General features: G+C 62.1%; 16 protein-coding genes. 11 read left to right on the top strand and 5 right to left on the bottom strand.

Annotated elements, in window-relative coordinates:
- Positions 1-229 precede the first annotated feature (229 nt).
- The 9 genes from nth to gyrA all read left to right on the top strand — a co-directional run bounded on the left by nth (position 230) and on the right by gyrA (position 16,323).
- A complete protein-coding gene (gene nth, locus H7C18_RS30490; protein WP_185132895.1) occupies positions 230-958 on the top strand; it encodes an endonuclease III in 729 nt (242 codons plus the stop codon).
- Positions 955-4,731, top strand: coding sequence for a dynamin family protein (locus tag H7C18_RS30485; protein ID WP_185132894.1), 3,777 nt, complete (start codon positions 955-957; stop codon positions 4,729-4,731). The genes nth and H7C18_RS30485 overlap by 4 nt, the downstream gene beginning before the upstream one ends.
- Before the next feature lie 262 nt (positions 4,732-4,993).
- Positions 4,994-6,775 carry an ABC transporter ATP-binding protein gene (locus H7C18_RS30480; RefSeq protein WP_185132893.1) on the top strand — a complete coding sequence of 594 codons (1,782 nt, stop codon included), beginning with the start codon at positions 4,994-4,996 and terminating at the stop codon, positions 6,773-6,775.
- Positions 6,772-8,574 (top strand): ABC transporter ATP-binding protein, encoded by a 1,803-nt coding sequence (locus tag H7C18_RS30475; protein WP_185132892.1) that lies wholly within the window; start codon positions 6,772-6,774, stop codon positions 8,572-8,574. The genes H7C18_RS30480 and H7C18_RS30475 overlap by 4 nt, the downstream gene beginning before the upstream one ends.
- Positions 8,575-8,913: 339 nt before the next feature.
- Positions 8,914-9,786 (top strand): GDSL-type esterase/lipase family protein, encoded by an 873-nt coding sequence (locus H7C18_RS30470; RefSeq protein ID WP_337913932.1) that lies wholly within the window; start codon positions 8,914-8,916, stop codon positions 9,784-9,786.
- Positions 9,787-9,804: 18 nt separating this feature from the next.
- Complete coding sequence (locus H7C18_RS30465) at positions 9,805-10,803, top strand: ABC transporter ATP-binding protein (protein WP_185132891.1); 999 nt, start codon at positions 9,805-9,807, stop codon at positions 10,801-10,803.
- Entirely contained in the window at positions 10,796-11,782 is a 987-nt protein-coding gene (locus H7C18_RS30460; protein WP_185132890.1) for an ABC transporter permease, read from the top strand. Before H7C18_RS30465 ends, H7C18_RS30460 begins: the two co-directional genes overlap by 8 nt.
- 37 nt (positions 11,783-11,819) lie before the next feature.
- A complete protein-coding gene (parE, locus tag H7C18_RS30455; RefSeq protein WP_185132889.1) occupies positions 11,820-13,796 on the top strand; it encodes a DNA topoisomerase IV subunit B in 1,977 nt (658 codons plus the stop codon).
- A 37-nt stretch (positions 13,797-13,833) separates the two neighbouring features.
- Positions 13,834-16,323 (top strand): DNA gyrase subunit A, encoded by a 2,490-nt coding sequence (gene gyrA / locus H7C18_RS30450; protein ID WP_185132888.1) that lies wholly within the window; start codon positions 13,834-13,836, stop codon positions 16,321-16,323.
- Positions 16,324-16,387: 64 nt separating this feature from the next.
- Here the strand turns inward: gyrA and H7C18_RS30445 are convergent, their stop codons facing one another.
- On the bottom strand, positions 16,388-16,564 hold the full coding sequence (locus H7C18_RS30445; protein WP_185132887.1) for a hypothetical protein: 177 nt from the start codon (positions 16,562-16,564) through the stop codon (positions 16,388-16,390).
- Between the two features lie 199 nt (positions 16,565-16,763).
- Here H7C18_RS30445 and H7C18_RS30440 point away from each other — a divergent pair, with 199 nt between their 5' ends.
- A complete protein-coding gene (locus H7C18_RS30440; RefSeq protein WP_337913931.1) occupies positions 16,764-17,279 on the top strand; it encodes a MarR family winged helix-turn-helix transcriptional regulator in 516 nt (171 codons plus the stop codon).
- A 124-nt stretch (positions 17,280-17,403) separates the two neighbouring features.
- Here the strand turns inward: H7C18_RS30440 and H7C18_RS30435 are convergent, their stop codons facing one another.
- The 3 genes from H7C18_RS30435 to H7C18_RS30425 all read right to left on the bottom strand — a co-directional run bounded on the left by H7C18_RS30435 (position 17,404) and on the right by H7C18_RS30425 (position 20,557).
- A complete protein-coding gene (locus H7C18_RS30435; RefSeq protein WP_185132886.1) occupies positions 17,404-18,843 on the bottom strand; it encodes a CapA family protein in 1,440 nt (479 codons plus the stop codon).
- Positions 18,844-18,890: 47 nt separating this feature from the next.
- Positions 18,891-19,757 (bottom strand): class I SAM-dependent methyltransferase, encoded by an 867-nt coding sequence (locus H7C18_RS30430; protein WP_185132905.1) that lies wholly within the window; start codon positions 19,755-19,757, stop codon positions 18,891-18,893.
- Between the two features lie 68 nt (positions 19,758-19,825).
- Complete coding sequence (locus tag H7C18_RS30425; RefSeq protein WP_185132885.1) at positions 19,826-20,557, bottom strand: response regulator; 732 nt, start codon at positions 20,555-20,557, stop codon at positions 19,826-19,828.
- Between the two features lie 136 nt (positions 20,558-20,693).
- Here H7C18_RS30425 and H7C18_RS30420 point away from each other — a divergent pair, with 136 nt between their 5' ends.
- Positions 20,694-22,772, top strand: coding sequence for a sensor histidine kinase (locus tag H7C18_RS30420; protein WP_185132884.1), 2,079 nt, complete (start codon positions 20,694-20,696; stop codon positions 22,770-22,772).
- A gap of 4 nt (positions 22,773-22,776) precedes the next feature.
- Here the strand turns inward: H7C18_RS30420 and H7C18_RS30415 are convergent, their stop codons facing one another.
- A complete protein-coding gene (locus H7C18_RS30415) occupies positions 22,777-23,130 on the bottom strand; it encodes a helix-turn-helix domain-containing protein (RefSeq protein ID WP_185132883.1) in 354 nt (117 codons plus the stop codon).
- Positions 23,131-23,344 lie beyond the last annotated feature (214 nt).

Genomic DNA, 23,344 nt, shown 5'->3' with positions numbered 1-23,344 from the left:
CTTTTGGGGGTTCTTATCGGGGGCTCCCCCAAAAGTATTCGGAATTAACTTCAGAGCATCGCTTCACTTTTGGGGGATTTGTTCTTACGAGAGACCCGGTGCGAGGGGGATGCCGCAAATCCGGGCGGAGCCAAGCGTCCACTTCCGGTTGTCGGAAGCTTGAAGATTCGGTACACTGAATTACGTATGTTTGATAGAGGAGACGGGATGGGAGAAGGAGATAAACCGGATGAACGCGGCAAAAATGCGGCATATCTTGGATACGATCGCCGAAATGTTCCCGGACGCGCACTGCGAGCTGAATCACAGCAATCCGTTCGAGCTGACGATTGCCGTGCTCATGTCCGCGCAGTGCACGGACGAGACGGTGAACAAGGTGACGGCGACGCTTTTTCAAAAGTATAAGAAGCCCGAGGATTACCTCGCGGTCTCGCAGGAAGAGCTCGAGAACGACATCCGCCGGATCGGCCTTTTCCGGAACAAGGCGGCCAACATCCAGAAGCTGTGCCGGATGCTGATCGATAAATACGGCGGCGAGGTGCCGCGAGAGCACGAAGCGCTGACGGAGCTGCCCGGCGTCGGCCGGAAGACGGCCAACGTCGTCGTCTCGAACGCGTTCGGCGTCCCGGCGATCGCCGTCGATACGCACGTGGAGCGGGTATCGAAGCGTCTGGCGATCGCCAAACCCGACGACAGCGTGCTCGAGGTCGAGAAGAAGCTGATGAAGCTCGTTCCGAAAGACGAGTGGACGTTGACTCACCATCGGCTTATTTTTTTCGGAAGATATCACTGCAAGGCTCAAAATCCCCAATGCGACATTTGCCCGCTGCTGGACGTCTGTCCGGAAGGCAAGAAGCGGATGAAGGCGGCGGCGCGTCAGCAGCCGTCCACGAACGCGGCCAAGGCGGCCGCCGCTAAGGGAACGCGAAGGAAAGCGCAAGGAGGCACCAACGAATGACAGCCAGAGAAACGCAAAGTTCGCCCGCAGAAGTGAGGGGCGATGAGATCGAAGCTTATGGGGATGCCCTGCGCCGAATGGCGGAATTCGCAGGAGCGGCCGGAGACGAAGTCCAGCAGGCGAAATATGAAGAGCTCGCGGAGAAACTGAAAAAAGGGCTGCTGACGCTCGCTTTCTGCGGTCACTTCTCGGCCGGCAAGTCGACGCTCGTCAACGCGCTGATCGGCGCCGAGCTGCTGCCGTCCTCGCCGATTCCGACGACGGCCAACGTCGTGACCGTGCGCAGCGGGGAAGCGGCGGCCCAAGTCGTCTTCCGCGCGAAGGACGGAACGACGACCGTCACGCCGGATTTGCCGGTCGAGCGTCTGAGCGAGCTGGCGATCGACGGCGAAGGGGTGGCGGCGATCGACGTCACCTATCCGGTGCCGCTGCTGGAAGGGAAGACGGCGCTCGTCGATACGCCGGGAGTCGATTCGACGGACGGCGGCCACCGGGCGGCGACGGAGTCGGCGCTTCATCTGGCGGACGTGGTGTTTTTCGTGAGCGACTATAACCATGTGCTGTCGGAGGTCAACTTCCGCTTCCTCCGAATGCTTCACCGTTGGGGCAAGCCGACTTACTTGCTCGTCAATATGATCGACAAGCACCGCGAGGAGGAAGTGACGTTCGCGAAGTTCCGCGAGGGCCTGGACCAGGCGCTGGCGAATTGGCGCATCGAGCCGGCGGGCGTGCTGTTCCTGTCGCTCCGGGAGCCGGGGCATCCGCTCTCGCAATGGCGCGAGCTGCTCGGCGTCATTGAAGGCCTGAAGCCGCTGCGGGAGCCGCTGCTGCTGCAGAGCGCCGAGCGGTCGGCCCGGTACTTGGCCGAGCAATTCCGCGAATTCGAGCGGCAGAAGCATGCCGCCGAGAGGGAGCGGCTGGCCGAACGGGCCGGCGGGACGGACGAAGCCGCGAAGCTGGCGGCGGAGCGGGCGGAGCTGGAAGAGCGCATCGCGGCGGTGCGAAGCGCAGGCGATAAGCGCTTGGAGGCGTTCCGGGAGCGGCTGGAGCCGCTGCTCGCGAACGCGGGAATTACGCCCGCGGAGACGCGGGAGCGCGTGCGCGAGGTGCTGGAGAGCGCGCAGCCGAACTTCAAGGCGGGCGGCTGGTTCGGCGGAGCGGCGAAGACGGAGGCGGAGCGCAAGCGGCGCTGGGAGGAACTGGCGGCCGATCTGAACCGGCAGCTCGACGCGAACGTCCACGCGCACGTTCTGACGATGCTGCGGGAAGAGGCGGCGGACGCCGGGTTTGAAGGCGAAGCGTTGGAGTCGGAGCTGGCGGCCGCGTTCAAGGGCGCGACGGCCGAGGAGCTGCGCGGCCGGGTGAAGCCGGGGACGGGAGCGGACGGCCAGGCGACGCTCCATGTCGCGGCGGAGTTCGGGGCCGAGCTGAAGGCGTCGGTGCGCCGGGAAGCGCTGCGGCTGGCCGCCGCGTTCGACGAGCGGCGCGGGCCGAGAAGGCAGGCCGAGGCGTCGGAGCTCGGCGAGGAGCTGGCGGAGCTGTCCGAGCGCCAGGAGGCGGCGGCCGGTCTCGCCGCTCTGGAAGAGCAGGCGCGGGACGCCGAAGCGAGGCTGTTGGCGCTGCTGCCGGCGCGGCCGGAGAGCGCGGAGGCGCACCCGGCGCTGCCGGTTCCGCCGGCGCCGCAGGGGCAGCCGGTGCCGGCAGAGACCGGGGCCGGAAGCGGGGCTTCGACGGAGGTGGAGGCTCGAGCCGATGCTGCCACTCTCGGCGGAGCTGCCGGGCAAGTCTCGGCCGCGGCCGGTGCCCCCGCCGCCGAGGCGGAAGTCGAGGCGCCGGAGCGGCGCAGCCCGCAGAGCGCGGCCGCGGACCTGCTGGAGCAAGGCGCGGCGCTGCTCGCGCCGGTGCCGTCGATGCGCAAGCAGGCGGCGGGCCTGAAGGAGAAGGCGGAGCGCCTGCGCCGGAACCGGTTCACGATCGCCTTGTTCGGCGCCTTCAGCGCCGGCAAATCTTCGTTCGCCAACGCGCTCGTCGGATTGCCCGCGCTGCCGGTATCGCCGAACCCGACGACGGCGACGATCAATCGCGTGGTCGCGCCCAACCCGGAGGAAGGCTATCCGCACGGCACGGCGCTGATTCGCATGAAATCTTCCGAGGCGATGCTGGAAGACGTGCGGCATTCGCTGGAGCGGCTTGGGCTCGCCGCGGACGCGATCGCGTCGGCCGGAGACGATATGGCCGCGCTGCTGAAGCTGGCCGGCGGTTTATCGCCGGACGACCTGCACCCGCGCGGCCGTCCGCACCTGGCGTTCCTGCAGGCGGCGGCGTCCGGCTGGCCCCGCTACGGGGAGCTGCTCGGCCGCGAGCTGCGCGCCGAGGAAGCGGAGTACCGCCGTTACGTCGCGGAAGAGGAAGCGTCCTGCTTCGTCGCCTCGGCAGACCTTCATGTCGACTCGCCGCTCACGCGCAGCGGAGCGGTGCTCGTCGACACGCCGGGAGCGGATTCGATCAACGCGAGGCATACGGGAGTCGCGTTCCAATATATCAAGGACGCGGACGCGGTGCTGTTCGTCACTTACTACAACCACGCGTTCACCGAGGCCGACCGCGCTTTCCTGAACCAGCTCGGCAGCGTCAAGGACGCGTTCGAGCTTGACAAAATGTTTTTCGTCATCAACGCCGCCGATCTGGCTGCCTCGGAGGCGGAGCTGGCGGGCGTCGTCGCGCACGTGGAGGGCCAGCTCCTGAAGCACGGCATCCGCAAGCCCCGGCTATACCCCGTCTCCAGCCTGCGCGGTCTGGAAGCCAAGCGAAGCGGATCGCAAGAGGGATTGGACGCGTCGGGGCTTGCCGCCTTCGAGGCGTCGTTCCGAACGTTCGCGGAAGACGAACTGGGCGGTCTGGCGGCGGAAGCGGCACGCAAGGAGCTGGAGCGGCTAGGCGGCATGCTGGACCATCTGCTGGGCGCGGCAAGCGAAGACGCGTCGACCCGGCTTGCGCGCAAGCGCCGCCTGCTGGACCAAGCGGCCGGCCTGAGCGAACGGCTGCGTTCCTCGCTCGGCGAGACGGCCGTGCAGCCGCTGCTCCAGGAGCTCGGAGAGCAGCTGTTCCATCTGCGTCAGCGGGTCAAATTCCGGTTCGGGGAGCACTTTATGAACGCGTTCCACCCTTCGGTGCTCCAGGACGACGGCCGCGATCTCAAAAAGCTGCTGCAGGCGTGCTGGGCGGATCTGAAGCGAAGCGTCGGAGAGGATCTGCTCCAGGAGCTGCGCGCAGCCGGCCTGAGGATGGAGAACCAGCTGGCCCGGCTCGTGGCCGAACGGGTCCGGAAAGAAGCGGAAGCCGCCTCTCTCGAAGGCTTCGAGCCTGCGCCGCTTCCTCGGCCGGAGCTTGCGCTGACCGCGGACGAACCGTTCGCAGACGGGCCGGCCATGGAGCCGAAGCGCCTCTGGAGCGCTTTCCGCAATCCGAAATATTTTTTCGAGAAGGACGGGAAAGCCGTACTGCGCGACGAACTGGAGACGGAGCTGCTGCGGTTCGCCGACGGTTGGTTGAGCGGTGTCCGGGAGCGTTGGGGAGACGAAGCGGTCAAGTCGTTCCGGAACGAACTCGGCAAGGCCGCGGACGCGGCGGCGGCGGAGCTGGCGGAGTACGCGGCGGGGCTCGAGGAGTCGATGCGCCAGCCGGGAGAAGAGCGGCAGCTCGCGGAAATTCGACAGGCGTGGACAAATTTGCAAAAAGGAAATATTCCGCTTTCTTTCCCAGCGATCGTATGAACCTGAATTCGGCTTTCCTGCATCGTTACGACGGTGTGGGGGAGCCTTTTTACATGATTGCCTTCATTTTCATAATTTTAAGGCTCCGGTTGCGGATAAGGGGGAGAATACAGGACGATTTGGGAGATAGATCCGGGAATCGGCGAGCTGGAACACGGTCTCCCTTGCTGAAGGGCCGATATACAGCCTCACGCCGTTTGAAGGGGGGAGAGCTTCCTGTTATGCTTCCGTCGTAATCGAACGTCGGGAGGGCTGACATCAGTTGAACGTATTCCGCGGTTTGAAACAGTTTTTTTGGCAAGACAAAGGATTCCTGGTGGGGGCGGTATTGGGGCTCGCCGCCGCTACGGCGCTCGGCTTGGTCTATCCAAGGCTGATCGGCGTGCTGATCGACGACATGATCGTACCCGGCAAGTATGAAGGGCTGGTCGGGCTGGCGCTGCTCGCGGTCGGCATCGTCATCATCAAGGCGAGCTGCCAGTACGTACACGGCTTCTGCGGCGGACGGCTGGGGAACCGGGTCGCCTACCGGCTGCGCAACGCCTGCTACGAGAAGCTGCAGGTGCTGCCGTTCTCGTTCTACGATTCCGCCCGCACGGGGGATCTGATGTCCCGGCTCACCGCGGACATCGAAGGAATCCGCAACTTCATCGGATTCGGCTTTGCCCAACTGCTCAACACCGCGTTTCTCGTCATTTTCGGATTTGCCATGATGGGCACCATCGATTGGCCGCTGATGCTCATGACGTTAGCGCTTATTCCGGTTCTCAGCTTCATCGCGATCCGCTTCGAGCTGAACATACACCCGGTGTTCCGTTCGATCCGCGCCTCGGTCGGCCGGCTGACCGTCAGCGTGCAGGAGAACATCATGGGCGTGCGCACCGTCAAGTCGTTCGCCAGCGAAAAGCATGAAATGAAGAAATTCGAGAAGGGCAATGCGGATTATCGCGACAACTATCTCGCTTTGGCGGATGTCTGGGCGAAATATTTTCCCGTCATCGAGTTCGTGGCCAACCTGAGCGTCGCGCTGCTGCTGCTCGTCGGAGGCATCCGGGTCATTCACCACTCGCTCAGCCTCGGCGATCTGGTCGCGCTGAACGGGATGCTCGGGATGATCGTCGCGCCGCTCTGGCAGCTCGGTTTTCAGATCAACAACTACACCCAGTCCAAAGCGGCGGGCGAACGGCTGATGGAGCTGTTGAACAAGCCTGTCTCGATCCGCAACCCGGAGCATCCGCTCGTCCTGAACGACGGCGACGTCCAGGGACATGTGAAATTCCACGACGTCAGCTTCCGCTATCCGAACCACGAAGAGCTGCCGTCGGCCTTGCTCGGGTTCGATCTCGACGCGCCGGCGGGATCGGTCATCGGCCTGCTCGGCGGAACGGGGTCGGGCAAATCGACCGTCGTTCAGCTGCTGCTTCGCGCTTACGATGTCGGCGAAGGGGCGATTACGCTGGACGGCGTCGATATCCGCCACCTGGAGCTGGAAAGCTTGCGCCGCCAAGCCGCGATCGTCTTCCAGGAATCGTTCCTGTTCTCGACGACGATCCGGGAAAATATCGCGTACGGCCGCTCGGAAGCGACCGACGAAGAGATCGTGGAGGCGGCGAAGCTGGCGCAGGCGCACGATTTCATCATGGAGCTGCCGCTCGGCTACGAGACGATCGTCGGCGAACGGGGAATGGGGCTGTCCGGCGGTCAAAAGCAGCGGATCGCCATCGCGCGCGCGCTGCTGCTGAAGCCGAAAATTCTCATTCTGGACGATTCGACCAGCGCGCTCGACATGGAGACGGAGCATGTCATCCAGCAGTCGCTACGCAAGGTGATGGCCGGACGGACGACGTTCGTCATTGCTCACCGCATCTCCTCGCTGCGTCACGCGGACGAGATCGTCGTGCTGGACCGCGGGCATGTGATCCAGCGCGGCAAGCATGAGCAATTGGTGCGGCAGCCCGGACTTTACCGGGAGACGTACCGGACGCAGTACGCGGACCGGCCGGACGAATGGGAACCGGCGGGAGAAAGGCGGGTGAGCGGATGAGCCGGAAGTTTCAGTACCAGGACGACGAAGTCATTCTCAAAAGCTTCAACTGGGCGTCCATGACGCGCCTGTTCACTTATATCAAGCCGTATCGCGCGGCGGCGACCCGCGTCGCCATCGTCATGACGGTATTCGGCATGATGACCAAGCTGGCGATTCCGTTCCTGATGAGCGTCGCGATCGACCGCGCGATCGATCCGAAGAACGGGCAGGGCAGCGTTCCGCTGCTGCTCGGCATTGCCGCGGCGATGCTGGCCATGTACGGACTGCGCTGGTGGGCGCAGCGATACACGATCGAGCAGACGAACGTCATCGGGCAAAACGTCATCACCGACCTGCGAACGGCGCTGTTCAAGCATATTCAAGGATTGTCGTTCCGGTTCTTCGACAAGCGGCCCGCCGGCTCGGTGCTCGTACGGGTGACGAACGATGTCAACGCCTTGCAGGATTTGTTCACCAACGGCGTCATCAACTCCGTCATCGACATCGCGCAGCTCATCGGCATCGTCGTGATCTTGCTGCTCATGCAATTCAAGCTCGGCTTGGCGGTAATGGTGACGGTTCCGCTCATGTTCATCGTCTCTTCGGCGCTGCGCAAGCGGATCCGATTCGCCTGGCAGACGGTGCGCATCAAGCAGTCGCGGATCAATTCCCACCTCAACGAGAGCATTCAGGGGATCCGGGTCACCCAGGCGTTCGCGCAGGAAAAAGAGAACATCGGCTTTTTCGAAGATATGAACAGCAGCAATATCCGGTCGTGGAACTTCGCTTCGGCGCTCAACCAGGTGTTCGGCCCGGTCATCGAAGTGACGTCCGCCGTCGGCACGCTCATACTGCTGCTCTACGGCACGCATCTGATCCGCTTCGAAGGCATGACCGTCGGTTTGCTCGTCGCCTTCATAACGTACGTCAGCTACTTCTGGGAGCCGATCAACCGGCTGGGGCAGATGTACTCCCAGCTGCTCATCTCCATGTCCTCCGCCGAACGGATCTTCGAGTACATGGACGAGAAGCCGATCGTCGCCGAGAAGCCGGACGCGGTCGGTCTGCCGAACATTCAAGGGCATGTGCGCTTCGACAACGTCGTGTTCGGCTACGAACCCGATCGTCCGGCGCTCAAAGGCATCGATCTCGACATCAAGCCGGGAATGACCGTCGCGCTGGTCGGCCACACCGGCTCCGGCAAAAGCACGATCGTCAACCTGCTCTGCCGTTTCTACGACACGGTCGAAGGCCGCGTGCTGCTGGACGGCGTCGACGTGCGCGACGTGACGCTGGACAGCCTGCGCTCGCAGATCGGCATCGTCATGCAGGACACGTTTATCTTCTCGGGAACGATCCGGGACAACATTCGCTATGCGCGTCCCGATGCCTCCGACGCCGAAGTGGAAGCGGCGGCCCGCGCGGTCCGCGCGCACGACTTCATCTCGCAGCTGCCGGACGGCTACGACACCGAGGTGCAGGAGCGCGGGAGCGCGCTGTCGATGGGACAGCGCCAGCTGCTGTCGTTCGCGCGGGCGCTGCTCGCCGATCCGCGCATTCTCGTCCTGGACGAAGCGACGGCCAGCATCGACACCGAGACCGAGCTCCGCATCCAGGAGGCGCTCGGCACGCTGCTCGAGAACCGCACCTCGTTCATCGTGGCGCACCGGCTGTCGACGATTCGCCATGCCGACCTGATCGTCGTGCTCGACCACGGCGTCATCGTCGAGCAGGGCAACCACGAGCAGCTCATGCGTCTGGACGGCGGCTATTATCGCGGCCTGATCGACGCGCAGTACCGCTTCTTGTCGGCTTGACCAACTGCCTGACGCCCTTCGCCCCCGCTTTCCAAAAGGAAGCGGGGGCGATTATTTTTGTCGCCGAAGAAGTCGGTTAAACAGCCTTCTTCGGCACTTTTCTTCGCATACCCGCAGATGTAGGCGTTTAAACAGCCTTCTTTGACGATGTCTGCAACAGCCCATTAGGGTAATGATAGAAATCTAAGCATTGGCGGATCTGCGGGCGATGCGATCGGCTGCATAAGCTTCGGCAGACGCAGCTCTCTCGCAGCCGATCGTCCGAATTTGAAAATTGCCGTCAGAAGCGTTATCGTGAATAGAAGAAATTTTGGCTTCAATCCCGAAGGAGGCCGGAGGGTGTCGAAAAGGAAGCAGACGGAACCGCGCTCCGGTTCCGATTCGGAAGCCGTGCGCGAAAGAAGACGGTCCGCGCTGTGGCCGGCGCTCGGCTGGTCGACCGTCGCCTGTTCGCTCCTGCTGCTGCTCGGCTTCGTCTGGGCGCTGCGGGATACTTGGCATCCTTCCGCAGGGCTTGCGCTGTCGCAGCCGTCCGCGCCGCCGGTAGCGACCGGCGGCGGTTGGGCGGACAAGCCGCAGCTGCTCGTCGCCGCGCTGGGCGACTCCTTGACGCGCGGAACCGGCGACGAGACCGGGGACGGCTACGTAAAGGCGGCGGTCAATTCACTGCAGAAGACGCTCGGCAAGCCGGTCAAGCTGATCAACAATTTGGCGGTCAACGGGCTGACGGCGGCGCAATTGGTCGACCGGCTCGACCAGAAGGGCTTTCAAGAATCGATCGCCCAGGCCGATCTCGTGCTGATGACGATCGGCGGCAACGACCTGTTCCAGATCGCGCAGAACGGCGGTTCGGTCGCCTTTGGCGGAGACGTCTCGCCGGAGCTGCTCAAGGAGAAGCTGCCGGGGGCGGAGCCGCTGCTGGACCGGATTTTCGCGAAGCTGCGCAAGATCAACCCGTACGCCCGAATCGTCTATGTCGGCCTGTACAATCCGTTCTACGACGTGACGGCGGCGCGTTCGATCAGCGAGACGGTGCTGGAATGGAACGATTATGCGCACCGGCTCGCCACGGCTGACGGGAATATGACGGTAGTGCCCACTTACGACCTGTTCGAATCCAACGGAACGGCTTACTTGTCGTCGGACCATTTTCATCCGAACGACAAGGGCTATCAGCGAATCGCCGTCCGCATCGTCCAGGCACTTCAATAGCGGAAGGAGAGCGTCCCGATGGAGAACCGACCGAAGGACAAAGCAGAAGCGTCGCCCCCGTCCGGGCGCGATGTCGTTTTGTCGGTCCAAAGCTTGCACAAGAAGATCGGACGGAAGCCGATCATCCGCGACGTGACGTTCGACGTGCGGGCGGGGGAGATTTTCGGCTTTCTCGGGCCGAACGGCTCCGGCAAAACGACGACGATCCGCATGCTGACGGGCCTCATCCGGCCGACGGCGGGCCGGGTGCTCGTCTGCGGCGAGGACGTTAAACGGCGGCCGGAGCGGGCGCTTCGCCATATCGGCTGCATCGTGGAAAATCCGGAAATGTACCCGTTTTTGACCGGCTGGGAGAACCTGGAGCATTTCGCGCGGATGCAGGAGGGAATCACGCGGGAACGGATCGCGGAAGTGGTGGCGATCGTCCGGATGGACAAGCGGATCCACGACAAGGTGAAAACCTATTCGCTCGGCATGCGGCAGCGTCTCGGCATCGCCCAGGCGCTGCTCGGTTCGCCCGAGCTGCTCATTCTGGACGAGCCGACGAACGGTCTCGACCCCAAGGGGATCAAAGAGCTGCGGGCATTTATTCGCGAGCTGGCCGACGAGGGCCTCAGCTTGCTTATCTCCAGCCATCTGCTGAGCGAGATTCAATTGATGTGCGACCGCGTCGCCATCATCGCCGCCGGCCGGGTGATCGCGGTGGGAGAAGTAAACGAGCTCGTTCGGCAGGCGGGCGCTTATACGATCTGGCAGTTCGATCGGCCGGATGCGGGGCGAAGCTTGTTGGCGCAAGGCGCGGACGTCGCGCTGGTCGGCGACGGCAAGCATCGGATCGACGAAGCGCTGCTCGCTTCGATGCCCGGGGCGGTCATCACCCGGATGCAAGACGACGCGGTGCCCCGCTGGGTGGAGACGTTCGTGCGCGAAGGCATTGCCGTGAGGGCCGTGCATAAGGCGGCTCCTTCGTTGGAAGAGCTATTTCTGAAGCTGACGGAAGGTGAGTCGGTTGGCTAATCTGCTGGCGCTCATACATAACGAGACGATCAAGGTGTGGAAAAAGAAGCGGTTCGCCGTGATCGTGCTCGTGCTGCTGGTGCTCATCCCCGTGTTCGTTTACGCGCAGATGAAGGTCGCCCAGAACAACGCCGCCAAGTTCAAGGACTGGCGGGCGGAGGTTCAGCAGCGGATCACCGACAACACGAACGCGCTGTCCAGCGACCGGATTCCCGAGGAGTGGAAGAAGTGGCGCCGGGCGCTCGTGCAGCAGCTGCAATATTATTTGGATCATGACGTAAATCCCGATACGCCCAACGCGGTGACGTTCACGACGTCTTTTCTGGAAAACGCGGTGACGCTGTTTATTCCCCTGATGGTGCTGGCGGTCGGCTCGGATCTCGTCTCCTCGGAGCGAACGGCGGGAACGATCAAGATGCTGCTCACCCGTCCGGTCCGACGCTGGCGCATCTTGTTCTCCAAGACGGCAACGCTGACGCTGTACGTCTCGCTCATCGTCGTGACGGCCACCGCGATGTGCTACGCGATCTCCGGCATCGCCTTCGGCTACGAGGGATGGGGCGTTCCGGTGTTCGTCGGCTTCTCGCTCAAGGGAGCGGACATGAACACGGCGAACGTGCATGCGATCTCCCAAGGCGTATTTCTGCTGATGGAGATGGGGCTGGTCTGGTTCTCGGCGCTTGTCGTGGCATATATCGCGTTGATGGTGTCCGTGCTTGTCCGGAGTACGGCCGCAAGCCTGACGACGATGATGGCGGCGGTCATCTCCGGGATGATCTTGTCGAACATGGCTTCCTCGTGGCACAGCGCCAAATATTTATTCAACGTCAACCTCGATCTGACCGTTTATTTGCAGGGAACGCCCCCTCCGATCGAAGGGATGACGCTGGGATTTTCCCTCGCCGTTCTGGTCGCCTGGGGCGCGTCGGCGCTGGCCGTCGCGTTTGCGGTCTTTACGAAGCAGGACATGATCCAGTAGAATAGCGAATGTAAGTTCGAATCAAGGAGGTTCCTTCGTGACCGAACAATTGGACCTGTTCGCCAAAGCGGCGGCGCAGGCGGGAACGGAATACGGCGCCGACGACATTCAGGTGCTGGAAGGCTTGACGGCCGTGCGCAAACGGCCCGGCATGTATATCGGGAGCACGACTTCGTCGGGGCTTCACCATCTCGTCTGGGAGATCGTGGACAACGCGGTCGACGAGCATCTGGCCAAGTTTTGCTCGCAGATCAACGTGACCGTCCACTCCGACAATTCCGTCACCGTGCTGGACAACGGGCGCGGCATTCCGACGGGTATGCACAAGACCGGCATTCCGACGCCGCAAGTGGTCTTTACGATTCTGCACGCCGGGGGCAAGTTCGGCGGCGGCGGCTACAAGAAATCGGGCGGCCTTCACGGGGTCGGCGCGTCCGTGACGAACGCGCTGTCCGAATGGCTGGAAGTCGAGATTTACGGGGGCGGCAAGATACATAAGATGCGTTTCGAGACATGGACCGACACTTCCGGGAAGGAACACGTAGGCGAGCCGGTCACCGGGCTCGAGGTGGTCGGGAACACGAACCGCACGGGGACGAAAGTGACGTTCAAGCCGGATCCCAAAGTTTTTCACGGCAACGTGAATCTGAATTACGACGCGCTCTCGGAGCGCCTGCAGGAGATCGCATTCCTGAATTCCGGGCTCAAAGTGGTGCTGAAGGACCAGCGGTCCGGCGGCAAAGAAGAGACCTTCCATTACGAAGGCGGGGCGAAGCAATTCGTCCAATTCCTGAACGAGGACAAAACGGTGCTGCACGAGGTCATCCATTTCTCCGCGGAAAAGGACGACATCGAGGTCGAAGTGGCGCTTCAATATAACGACGGCTATACCGAGACGATCGCTTCGTTCGTCAACTCGATTCCGACCCGGGGCGGGGGCACGCACGAGACGGGCTTCAAGACGGCGTATACCCGCGTCATGAACGAATACGCCCGCAAGACCGGCCAGGTGAAGGAGAAGGACAAAAACCTCGAAGGCGCCGATCTGCGCGAAGGCATGATGGCGGTCATCAACATCAAGATGGCGGACGTCGAATTCGTCGGCCAGACGAAGGACCAGCTCGGAAGCGCCTCGGCGCGCAGCGCGACGGATGCGATCGTGGCCGAGAAGATGGCCGTTTTCCTGGAGGAGAACCCGCAGGTCGGGCAGATGCTTATCCGCAAGGCGGTGCAGGCGTCCAAAGCCCGCGAAGCGGCCCGCAAGGCGCGCGACGAAATCCGCAGCGGCAAGAAGCGCAGCGACAGCCCGAGCCTGGGCGGCAAGCTGTCGCCGGCGCAGTCGAAGGACAGCTCGCGCAACGAGCTGTTCATCGTCGAAGGCGATTCGGCGGGCGGTTCGGCCAAGCAGGGGCGCGACTCCAAGTTTCAGGCGATCCTGCCGCTGAAGGGCAAGCCGATGAACCCGGAGAAAGCGAAGCTTCTCGATATTCTCAAGAACGACGAATATAAGGCGATCATCGCGACGATCGGCGCGGGGATCGGCTCCGAATTCGATCTGGACGAGAGCAATTACGCGAAGATTATCATCATGACGGATGCCGATACCGACGGCGCCCATATCCAAGTTCTTTTGCTGACTTTTTTCTATCGATACATGAAGTCGCTGATCGACGCGGGCAAGGTGTTCATCGCCCAGCCGCCGCTGTACAAGATCACCCGCAAGTCCGGCAAGCTGGAGACGGTGCGCTACGCCTGGACGGACGAGCAGCTGCAGAACTATATGAAGGAAATCGGCAAAGGGGCCGAGCTGCAGCGGTACAAAGGGCTCGGCGAGATGAATCCCGAGCAGCTGTGGGAGACGACGATGAACCCGGAGTCCCGCACGCTGCTGCAGGTGCAGATCGAGGATGCCGCCAAGGCGGAGCGCCGGGTGTCGACGCTGATGGGCGACAAGGTCGATCCTCGCAAGCGGTGGATTATCGACAACGTCGATTTTACCGAATACGAGGAATAGCCAGGGACATCCGTTATGCAGAAAGGGGCGTTGACGCTTGAGCATGCTTGAACAGTTTTTGCCGGCGTTTCTGGAGGAGGTCGTCGGGGACCGCTTCGGACGCTATTCCAAATACATCATTCAGGACCGGGCCATTCCCGATGTCCGCGACGGGCTGAAGCCGGTTCAGCGGCGCATCCTGTACGCCATGTACGACTCGGGCAACACGCCGGACAAGCCGTACCGCAAGTCGGCGAAGACGGTCGGCGACGTCATGGGCAACTTCCATCCGCACGGCGACGCGTCGATCTACGACGGCATGGTGCGGATGGCGCAGCCTTGGAAAATGGGCCACCTGCTCGTCGACGGCCACGGCAACTGGGGCTCGATGGACGACGATCCGCCGGCCGCCATGCGGTACACGGAAGCGCGGCTGTCGCCGATGGCGATGGAGCTGCTGCGCGACATCGAGAAGAGAACCGTCCTGTTCAAGGACAACTTCGACAACACGGCGAAGGAGCCGGTCGTCCTGCCGGCCCGTTACCCGAACCTGCTGGTCAACGGCGTCAGCGGCATCTCGTCCGGCTTCGCCACCGAGATTCCGCCGCATAATCTGAGGGAAGTGATCGACGCCTGCGTGGCGCTGATCGACAAGCCCGAGATGGAGACGGAAGAGCTGATGGCCATCCTGCGCGGGCCTGATTTCCCGACCGGCGGCATCATTATGGGCGAGGAAGGCATACGGGATGCGTACCGGACGGGGAAAGGCCGCATCTACATCCGCGCGAAGACGGCGATCGAAGACCTGCGCGGCGGCAAGCAGCAGATCGTCGTGACGGAAATCCCGTATCAGATCGTCAAATCGAAGCTGGTGGCGGCGATCGATCTGCTCCGCGCGGAGAAGAAGGTCGAAGGAATCGCCGAAGTGCGGGACGAGAGCGGCCGCGCCGGTCTCCGCATCGTCATCGAGCTGAAGAAGGAAGCGGATGCCGAAGGCATCCTCGCTTATTTGCTCAAGAAGACGGACCTTCAGGTCGCTTACAGCTTCAACATGGTCGCCATCGTCAACAAGGCGCCGCGCCAGCTCGGTCTGAAGGACATGCTGGCCGCCTACGTGGCGCACCAGAAGGAAGTCGTGACGCATCGGACACAGTTCGATCTGGAGAAGGCGGAAGACCGCGCTCACGTGCTGGAAGGGCTCGTCAAGGCGCTCAACCTGCTGGACGAAGTGATCGAGACGATCAAGGCGTCCAAAAACCGTCAGGACGCGCAAAACAACTTGATGGCCAAGTTCGGCTTCACGGAGCGCCAGGCCGACGCGATCCTGACGCTGCAGCTGTATCGCCTGACCAATCTGGAGATCTCTTCCCTGGAGAAGGAACACGCCGATACGATGAAGAAGATTCAGCAGCTGCGGGCCATTCTCGACAACCCGAAGAAGCTGATGGCGGTCATCAAGGACGAGCTCGGAGACATTCGGGGCAAATACGGCATCGACCGCCGGTCCGTCATTCAGGGCGAAGTGGAAGAGCTGAAGGTGAATCTGGAAGTCACCGTGCCGTCGGAGGAGGTTATCGTTACGCTGAGCCGGCAAGGCTATGTGAAGCGGACGAGCCTCTTGTCGTTCAACCGCTCCGGCGGCGATCTCGGAAGCTCGGGCGTGAAGGAGGGCGACGCGATCCGCTGGAGCCTGCAGCCGAACACGCTCGATTCGCTGCTGCTGTTTACGCAGAAGGGGCAATATTTCCTGCTGCCGGTCCACCAGATTCCCGAGTTCAAGTGGAAGGATACGGGGACGGCGATCGTCAACGTGCTGCCGCTGTCCAAAGACGACCGAATCGTCTCCGTCGTTCCGGTGACGGCCGGGGATTGGAACGCCATCGCGGAAGCGGACGGCGGGGCGTCGGCGGGCAACGGTGCCGCGGATGCGCTCGTGTTCGTCACGCGGCGCGGCCAGGTGAAGCGGACGCTGCTGGCGGAATACGCGACGAGCCGCAGCACGGCTATCGCGGCGTGCAAGGTGGCGGACGGCGACGAGGTGCTGTCCGTGTACCGAAGCGACGGAACGCCGGAGATCATGCTGGTAACGGAAGCGGGAATGAGCATTCGCTTCGAAGAGAGCGACGTCAGCTTGCAGGGCCGGGTGGCCGGCGGCGTGAGGGGCATTGCGCTGAAGGAAGGCGACGCGGTAGCGGGCGGCTTCCCGGTGGCGGGCGACGAGGGCGAGGTTCTCGTGCTGACCGATCTGGGCTATGCCAAGCGTTCGCTGCTGATCGATTATCCGCAGCAGGGCCGGGGAGGCAAGGGAATCCAGACGTTCGAATTCAAGGAAGGCAAGCGCGTCCGTCCGAACGGCGCGAAGCTTATTGCGGCGTTCCACGTCAAAGAAGCCGCGGCGCTCGCCGCGGTAACGGCAGGCGGGGCGGTACGCGAATTCTCGTCCGAGGACGCTCCGATCGAAGACCGCAGGTCGCAAGGCAAATCGGTGGCGGCGGTCGAACGGACCGACCTGCTGACGGAATCGTTCCGCAAGCCTCTTCAAGCATAAGGGGGACCGTCAGGGCTCGTTCCCTGGCGGTTTTTTTGCGCTCCCCGATCCCGCGCGCGGACCATTAGTCGAACGGGCCGTCCCTGCGCTCGGTCCGGTCGATCCATTTGAGCAGGATCTCCAGCATGACCCATAGCGGAACCGGCTCGTCGAGCCGTTCCAGCCAACGGGGGTCTTCCAGCAATCCGGCTTCTCTGGCCATCAATCCGATCATTTTTTTCTTTTCCTCTGAGCTGTTCATTTCCATGTCGCCTCCGAAAAATCTTCGAGGGTTCGTTCATTCTCCACATTCTGACCTTAGTATATGTCGTCGTTTGTCGCACCGTACCTCAATATGAGGATTTACGTCGTAAACATTTAACTTCGTTAATCTATCTTTCGACAGGGGCGGCAGGTATAATAAAAGAGAAGGCAAGGTTCGGGAAAGGGGTAGTGAGGAAATGGAGATGCAGGCGGAATTTGTGAAAAGCTGGATGAAGCTCACGAAGGATTGGCATGCGCAATTGGAAGCGGAGCTTGCGCCGCAGTTGACGGAAGGCCAGTTGCAGGTGTTGGAGCTGATGCTGCAGTTTGAACCGATGAAGCCTTCGGATCTGCTTCCTCATCTGGAGACGACCCCGGCGGCGATCACGACGCTGCTTGACCGAATGGAGCGGGGCGGGCTGGTAAGAAGAGAGCGCGACGCGGGCGATCGGCGGATCGTCTGGGTTCATATGACGGATATGGGACGCGCGGAGGCCGAGCGCGGACTGAAGGTTCGCAGCGATATCGTCGGGCGGTCTTTGGAAAGGTTGTCGCTTCACAATCGTCAATTGCTTGTCTATTTGATCGGCAAGGTGGCTGGAACGAGGGAATCGTTCGCGGACCGTACCGCCGCGGAGAGAAAGTCGTCCGGGAGCGCGGCACGGTCCGCGGAGAAGGCGGCGCTGGCTCCGGCCGAGGCGGCGAACGGCTAGGAAACGGACTCCCAGAAGCCGTATGAGTTGACGCTAAGCAGGAATGAGAGAAGGGGCGTCCCGACCTGGATCGGGGCGCCCCTTTTATCATGGCCCGAACATTCGGGCCGTGCTGTGCCGTTGTCTAGCCGGCGGCCGATTGCTTCGGCGCGAGCGACTTCAAATGCCGGTTCAGACCGGTCAAGTATGTGCTCATGCGCTTGTAGTCGGCGTCCGTCAGATCGGGATCGTCGCGGTTCGCCAACGTCTGCGCGATCGGGTAGACGGTATACGTACTGTTTTTGCCCTTTTGGCCGATGCGCACCCAGGTCGGCGTCGTCTTCACGTCGCTCCAGACGGTTCGGCCGGACCCGTCGGGCCCGGTCGTTTTCGTCAGCTTCAGGGAGACGATGACGCCGACGTCCTTCCAATTGTCATGCTGGTTCGAAACGAAATTGCCCATCGAGTAGATGACGAAGCCGCGGCGGATTCCGTCCGGGCTCGTCGGGTCCGGCACCTCGATCGTCTCGTACGGTTGAACGACATGCGGGTGCGAGCCGAGCACGAGGTCCGCGCCGGCGGCGACGACCGAACGGGCGATGTCCTTCTGATCGTCATTCGGCATGCGCTGGTATTCGATGCCGAAGTGAAGCGAGACGGCCACCGCATCCGCTCCGGCCTCTCGCAGGCGCTTGATGTCGTCCGTTATTTTCGAAAGGTCGATCAGATTGACGGCGTACGGATGATCCTTGGGAATAGGAATGCCGTTCGTTCCGTACGTATAGGCTAGAAAACCGAGCTTGATGCCGTTCTTTTCGACGATGGTCAACCGCTGAGAATCGTACCGGGAGACGGAAGTTCCGACCGGAACGAGCCCTTTCGACCGGAGCGTCGCGAGCGTTCGGGCGATCCCGACGTAACCGCGGTCGAGCGTATGGTTGTTGGCCGTCGTCAGAATGCCGAAGCCGGCATCCTTCAATGCGTCGGCAAGTTCGTCGGGCGCATTGAAGCGGGGGTAGCCGGTGTACGTCAGATCCGCTCCCGCGAGCGGCGTCTCCAGATTGGCGACGACCCAGTCGCCCTTCGACAGCAGCGGCTTGACGTAGCGGAACCACGGCTTGAAATCGTAGGTTCGCGTCGCCGCGTCATAATAGCCGGGAAGCTGGGGCGCGTGGCTCATGATGTCGCCGACGGCCACAAGAGAAGCCTCCGTCGTTCCGGCTGGAGGCTTCTCTTGCGGGGATGAAGCCGCCGGTCCGGTTGAAGGAACGTCCGAAGCGGTTCCGGGCGAATCCGAAACGTTCGGCGACGACGGGGCGGCGCCGGAAACGGTGCCGGTTCCGGCAGGCGTCGGCGAGGCGGATTCGACTGCGGGAGCCGTTCCGGTTGGAGACGGCGAGGGCGTATCGGCAGCGGAGCCCGATCCGATCGGCGACGGCTGCGCGATATCGCCGGAAGCGGGGGCGGACGCCGACGGAGTCGTCATCGTCTGGGCCGTTCCTCCGTCAAAGCCGCATGCCGTCATAAACAGAAGGAGCAATCCCTGCGCGCCGAGAAGAGCCGTTCTTTTCCGAAGGCGTGGCACATGGCCGCCTCCTTTCCTTTAGATCCGGCGATCCGGCGACGCCGCGGTCATTCGCTCTCCCAGCGGCCGTAGATGCCGCACGGAAGCGTCATTCCGCTGGCCGTGATGGGCAGGCCGATCTCGCCGCAATCGATTTTGCCGCCGAATTTGCGGCCGATCGCCAGCCGGAGGAGGTTGCTCAGCACCGTCGGCGACAAGCCGGTCGTGTAGGAGTTCACCAGAACGAACAGCGGACGGTCCGACAGGATCGAGCGGCAGCTCTCCAGGAACGGATACAGGTTCTCCTCCAGCTTCCACATCTCGCCGTTCGGACCGCGGCCATAGGAGGGCGGATCCATGATGATCGCTTCGTACTGACGGCCGCGGCGCTGCTCCCGCTGGACGAACTTGAAGACGTCGTCGGTAATGTAGCGGATCGGCGCCGAATCGAGTCCGGACAGCTGGGCGTTCTCCTTGGCCCATTGGACCATTCCTTTCGCCGCGTCGACGTGGCACACATCCGCGCCGGCCGAAGCGGCCGCGACGGTCGCGCCGCCCGTATAGGCGAACAGGTTGAGCACGCGGATCGGCCGTCCGGCGTTCCGGATGCGATCCATGATCCAGCTCCAGTTGACCGCCTGCTCGGGGAACAGCCCCGTATGCTTGAAGTTGGTCGGGCGAATATGGAACTTGAGCGGCCCGTAGCCGATGGTCCAGCGCTCGGGAAGCTCTTTCTTGAATTGCCACTGCCCGCCGCCGGACGAGCTGCGGTAGTAGTGCCCGTCGGCGTTTTTCCAGTCGTTCGTCTCGCGGGTCAGCGGCCAAATGATTTGCGGGTCGGGGCGGCGAAGGACGACTTTCCCCCAGCGTTCCAGCTTCTCGCCGTCGCCCGTGTCGAGCAGTTCGTAATCTTGCCAATCCGTAGCCATTCTCATGTCGGTTCCAACTTTCTGTTCCGTCTGATCGAAGTCCGGCGTCTGCCGGCTCGTTATCATGATTAGTTTTATCCACGCGTGCGAACCAATTGCTGGTCGGACGAGAAGCGGTAGCCGAAGCCCCGGACCGTCTGAATGTAGATCGGGGAGGCGGGGTCGGGCTCGATCTTCTTGCGCAGGTTGCTAACGTGAACCATCAGCGTTCTGGTGTCGCCCATGCTGTCGGTATGCCAGACGAGCCGGTACAGCTCGTCGAGCGGGAACACCCGGTCCGGCTGACGGGCCATGACGGTCAGCAGCTCGAATTCCTTGACGGAGAGAGCGATCAGTTCGCCGTTCCTCCGCACCTCCAGACGGCGCAGATCGATGTCGAGCCCGGAAAAATTCAGGGAAGGAACCGTCTCCGGCAGACGCTCCCGCATCCGTTGCCGCCGGATATGCGCCTGCACGCGGGCGACTAGCTGACTGGGGCTGAACGGCTTGGTGATATAGTCATCGCCGCCTTCGGTCAGACCGAGCACGATGTCGGCGTCTTCGCTTTTGCAGCTGAGGAAAAGAATCGGCACATGGCCGCAATTGCCGCGCCGAAGCGTCCGGCAGACCTCGATTCCGTCCGGCTGGCCGAGCGAGACGTCCAGAATGATAAGGTCGGGCGGAACCGATTCGGCCATTCGAATCGCGTCGGTTCCGTTGTCGGACGTATGAACGGCGTAGCCTTCCCGTTCCAGGTACAACTTGATCAATTCGGTAATTTCAAGCTCGTCGTCGACGACGAGGACAGAGGCGTTAGGCCTGCTCACGGCTTCCACTCCTAAGGCCCGGATCGAAATGCATACGTCATCTATTATACTTAAAGCGTTGACGGGGAATCAATGCGAGTTTACGATGAGGACAATTGTGCTTTTCGAGACGGGAACAGGGGAAGGGAACGCGGGGATGAGTCGGAAAAAACGCTGGTCGCAAATACTGCTTGGATCGGCCGTCGCGATGTTCGCGCTGCTGCTCGCTTGCGGAACGGCAGGGGCGGCCGCTTCCGCCGTCGCGCGGGACGGCGTGCTGGATCTGAGGGGGCAGCCGCTCGGGAGCGGCGAAGTCGTCGCCCTCGAAGGGGACTGGCTCTTCGATTGGTACGGCGACGGAAGCGAGGCGCCGGTCTCCTCGACGCTGACGGTTCCGGGCATGTGGGGGGCGTCAAAGCTCGGCAACGGATATAAGCCGAAGGATCAAGGGAAGGGCGTTTACCGGCTTACGCTGCTGCACGATAAGCTGGACCGGGCGGTCGCGATTCGCCTGCCGAACATTTCGACCAGCTACCGGCTGTTCGTCGACGGCCGGCAGATGATTGCCATGGGGACGCCGGGAAGCGAAGCGGCGCTGACGACCCCTTACCAATTGCCCGCGACCGTCTTCCTCGACGGGCGGGAAGAGAAGACCGAGCTTCGCCTGGAAGTGGCCAACTTCGATCATCGCAGCGGCGGCATCCGCACCAATCTCATTCTGGGCGACGCGCAGTCGGTGCAGAAGTTCGTATTCAACAAGGAAGCCCAAGAGATGATCGTGTTCGGCAGCCTCGTCATGATCGGGCTGTATCATCTCGGCCTTTACGTCATGCGGCGCAAAGAGGCGGCGAACCTGTTTTTCGCGCTGCTGTGCCTGTTCGTCGCGATGCGCATGGGCGTTATCGGACAAGGGCTGTTTTTCCGCTGGATTCCGGAATTGACCTGGACGGCGGGAACTCGCATCGAGTACTCCTCGTTCGCGCTCAGCGCCCTGTTCGGATTCGCGTATTATCAGCGCATGTATCCGCATGAATTCCCCAAGAGCCTGCTGTGGCTGTCGAGGCTGGGCGGCGCGGCGCTGACGGCGCTGATCTGGGCGATGCCCGTTCTGAAGGTCAGCTCGCTGATCGGCTTGTTCCAAGCGTACGTCATGCTGCTCGGCGCTTGCGCGCTTGGAGCTCTTCTCGTATCGTCGTACCGCAAGCGGGAAGGGGCGCTGCTCGCGATCGTCGGCGTCGGCGGATTGCTGCTCACCGTCGTGAACGACATTTTCTTCTACAACGGCTGGTGGCGCTCGTTCGATCTCGTCTCGTTCGGGCTGCTTTTCCTCGTGTTGATGAATTCCTTCGCGATCTCGCTGCGCTTCGCCCGTACCTTCGTGCGCGCCGAACAGATGTCGGCCGAGCTTAAAGAATGGAATTACCTGCTGGAAGAGAGAATCGCCGAGCGAACCGAGGAGCTGCGAATGTCGTACGCGGATCTGGAGGAGTCCAAGCTCGGACTGGAGCGGATGGAGCAGTCCCGGCGCCAGCTGGTAAGCAACATCTCTCACGATCTGAGGACCCCGATGACGCTGCTGCAAGGCTACCTGGAGGCGCTTCGCGACGGGGTGATCAGCGATCCGAAGCAGCGGGACGCGACCATTCGTTCGATGATTATGAAAGTGGAGGGTCTGAACGGATTGATTCAGGACTTGTTCGAGCTGTCGATGCTCGAAGCGCGAAGAGTTTCGATGGCCTACGAGACGGTGAGGCTTGCCGATTGGCGGAGCCGGCTGCACGAAGAGTACGAGCCGGAGATGCGGGAGAAAGGCATCGCCTTCTCGAGCCGCGTCGAGGACGATACCGGAGGGTTGGCGGCGGTTCGAATCGACGAGCACCGGATGGACCGGGTGCTCGCGAATCTGATTTACAACGCGATGCGGCACACGCCCCCGGGCGGCGCGGTGACGCTGCTTTTCAAGGCGGACGAGGCCCGCAACCTGGCGCGGATCGACGTGGCCGACACCGGGCCCGGCATCCATCCGGACGATCTCCCTCACTTGTTCGAACGGTTCTACAAGAGCGACAAAACGCGCCATTCGTCGTCCGGAGGCGGCGGACTCGGTCTGTCGATCGCCCGGGAGATCGTCGAGACGCATGACGGCCATCTGTCGGCCGCCAACGGAGAAGCGGAAGGAAGCGTGTTCACCATCCTGCTGCCGCTGTACGACGTTGTCGGAGCCGAGGCTCTTTGAACCGTCAGGCCAACCCGCTGTCCTTGCTTCGCGCGTTCCCGTTCAAGAGGCCGTGCATCAGGCTGATCGACTGCTTGCGCTGCTCATGGTTCATATCCTGAAGCAGTCTCATAATCTCGCGGGAATCCGGTCCGGCTGATTCGTCCGCCGTTTGATTCGAGCCCACGCCGCCGATAATATAATCGAGGGAGACGTCGAAAAACGCCGCCAGCTTCATCAACGTCTCGTAGACGGGCTGGCGATTGTTGATTTCGTAATGGCTGTATGCCGAACGGGTAATGCCGATATGGCGCGCGACTTCTTCCTGCGAGATGTTGCGTTTGAGCCTTAGTTCGCGAAGGCGTTCTCCCATGTTCATTCTCATATCTCCTTGCGTTCGTGGGATATTGGAACGTCGTCTGCGGGAAATGGCGGACGGACCGCACCTCCGTTCGTCATCGAACCTATAAGTAATTTATGATACATATCGTATCCTTGTCAAGCGCTTAAGATGAAAACATTCACACAATTCCTGCGATTTCGAGCATTTGAGCCGAATGAAGATGCTGATACATAATGTAACTTAGCCGAAC

Source organism: Cohnella zeiphila, from assembly GCF_014212055.1.
Lineage (GTDB): Bacteria > Bacillota > Bacilli > Paenibacillales > Paenibacillaceae > Cohnella > Cohnella zeiphila.
This window is presented reverse-complemented; position numbering and strand designations above follow the sequence as displayed.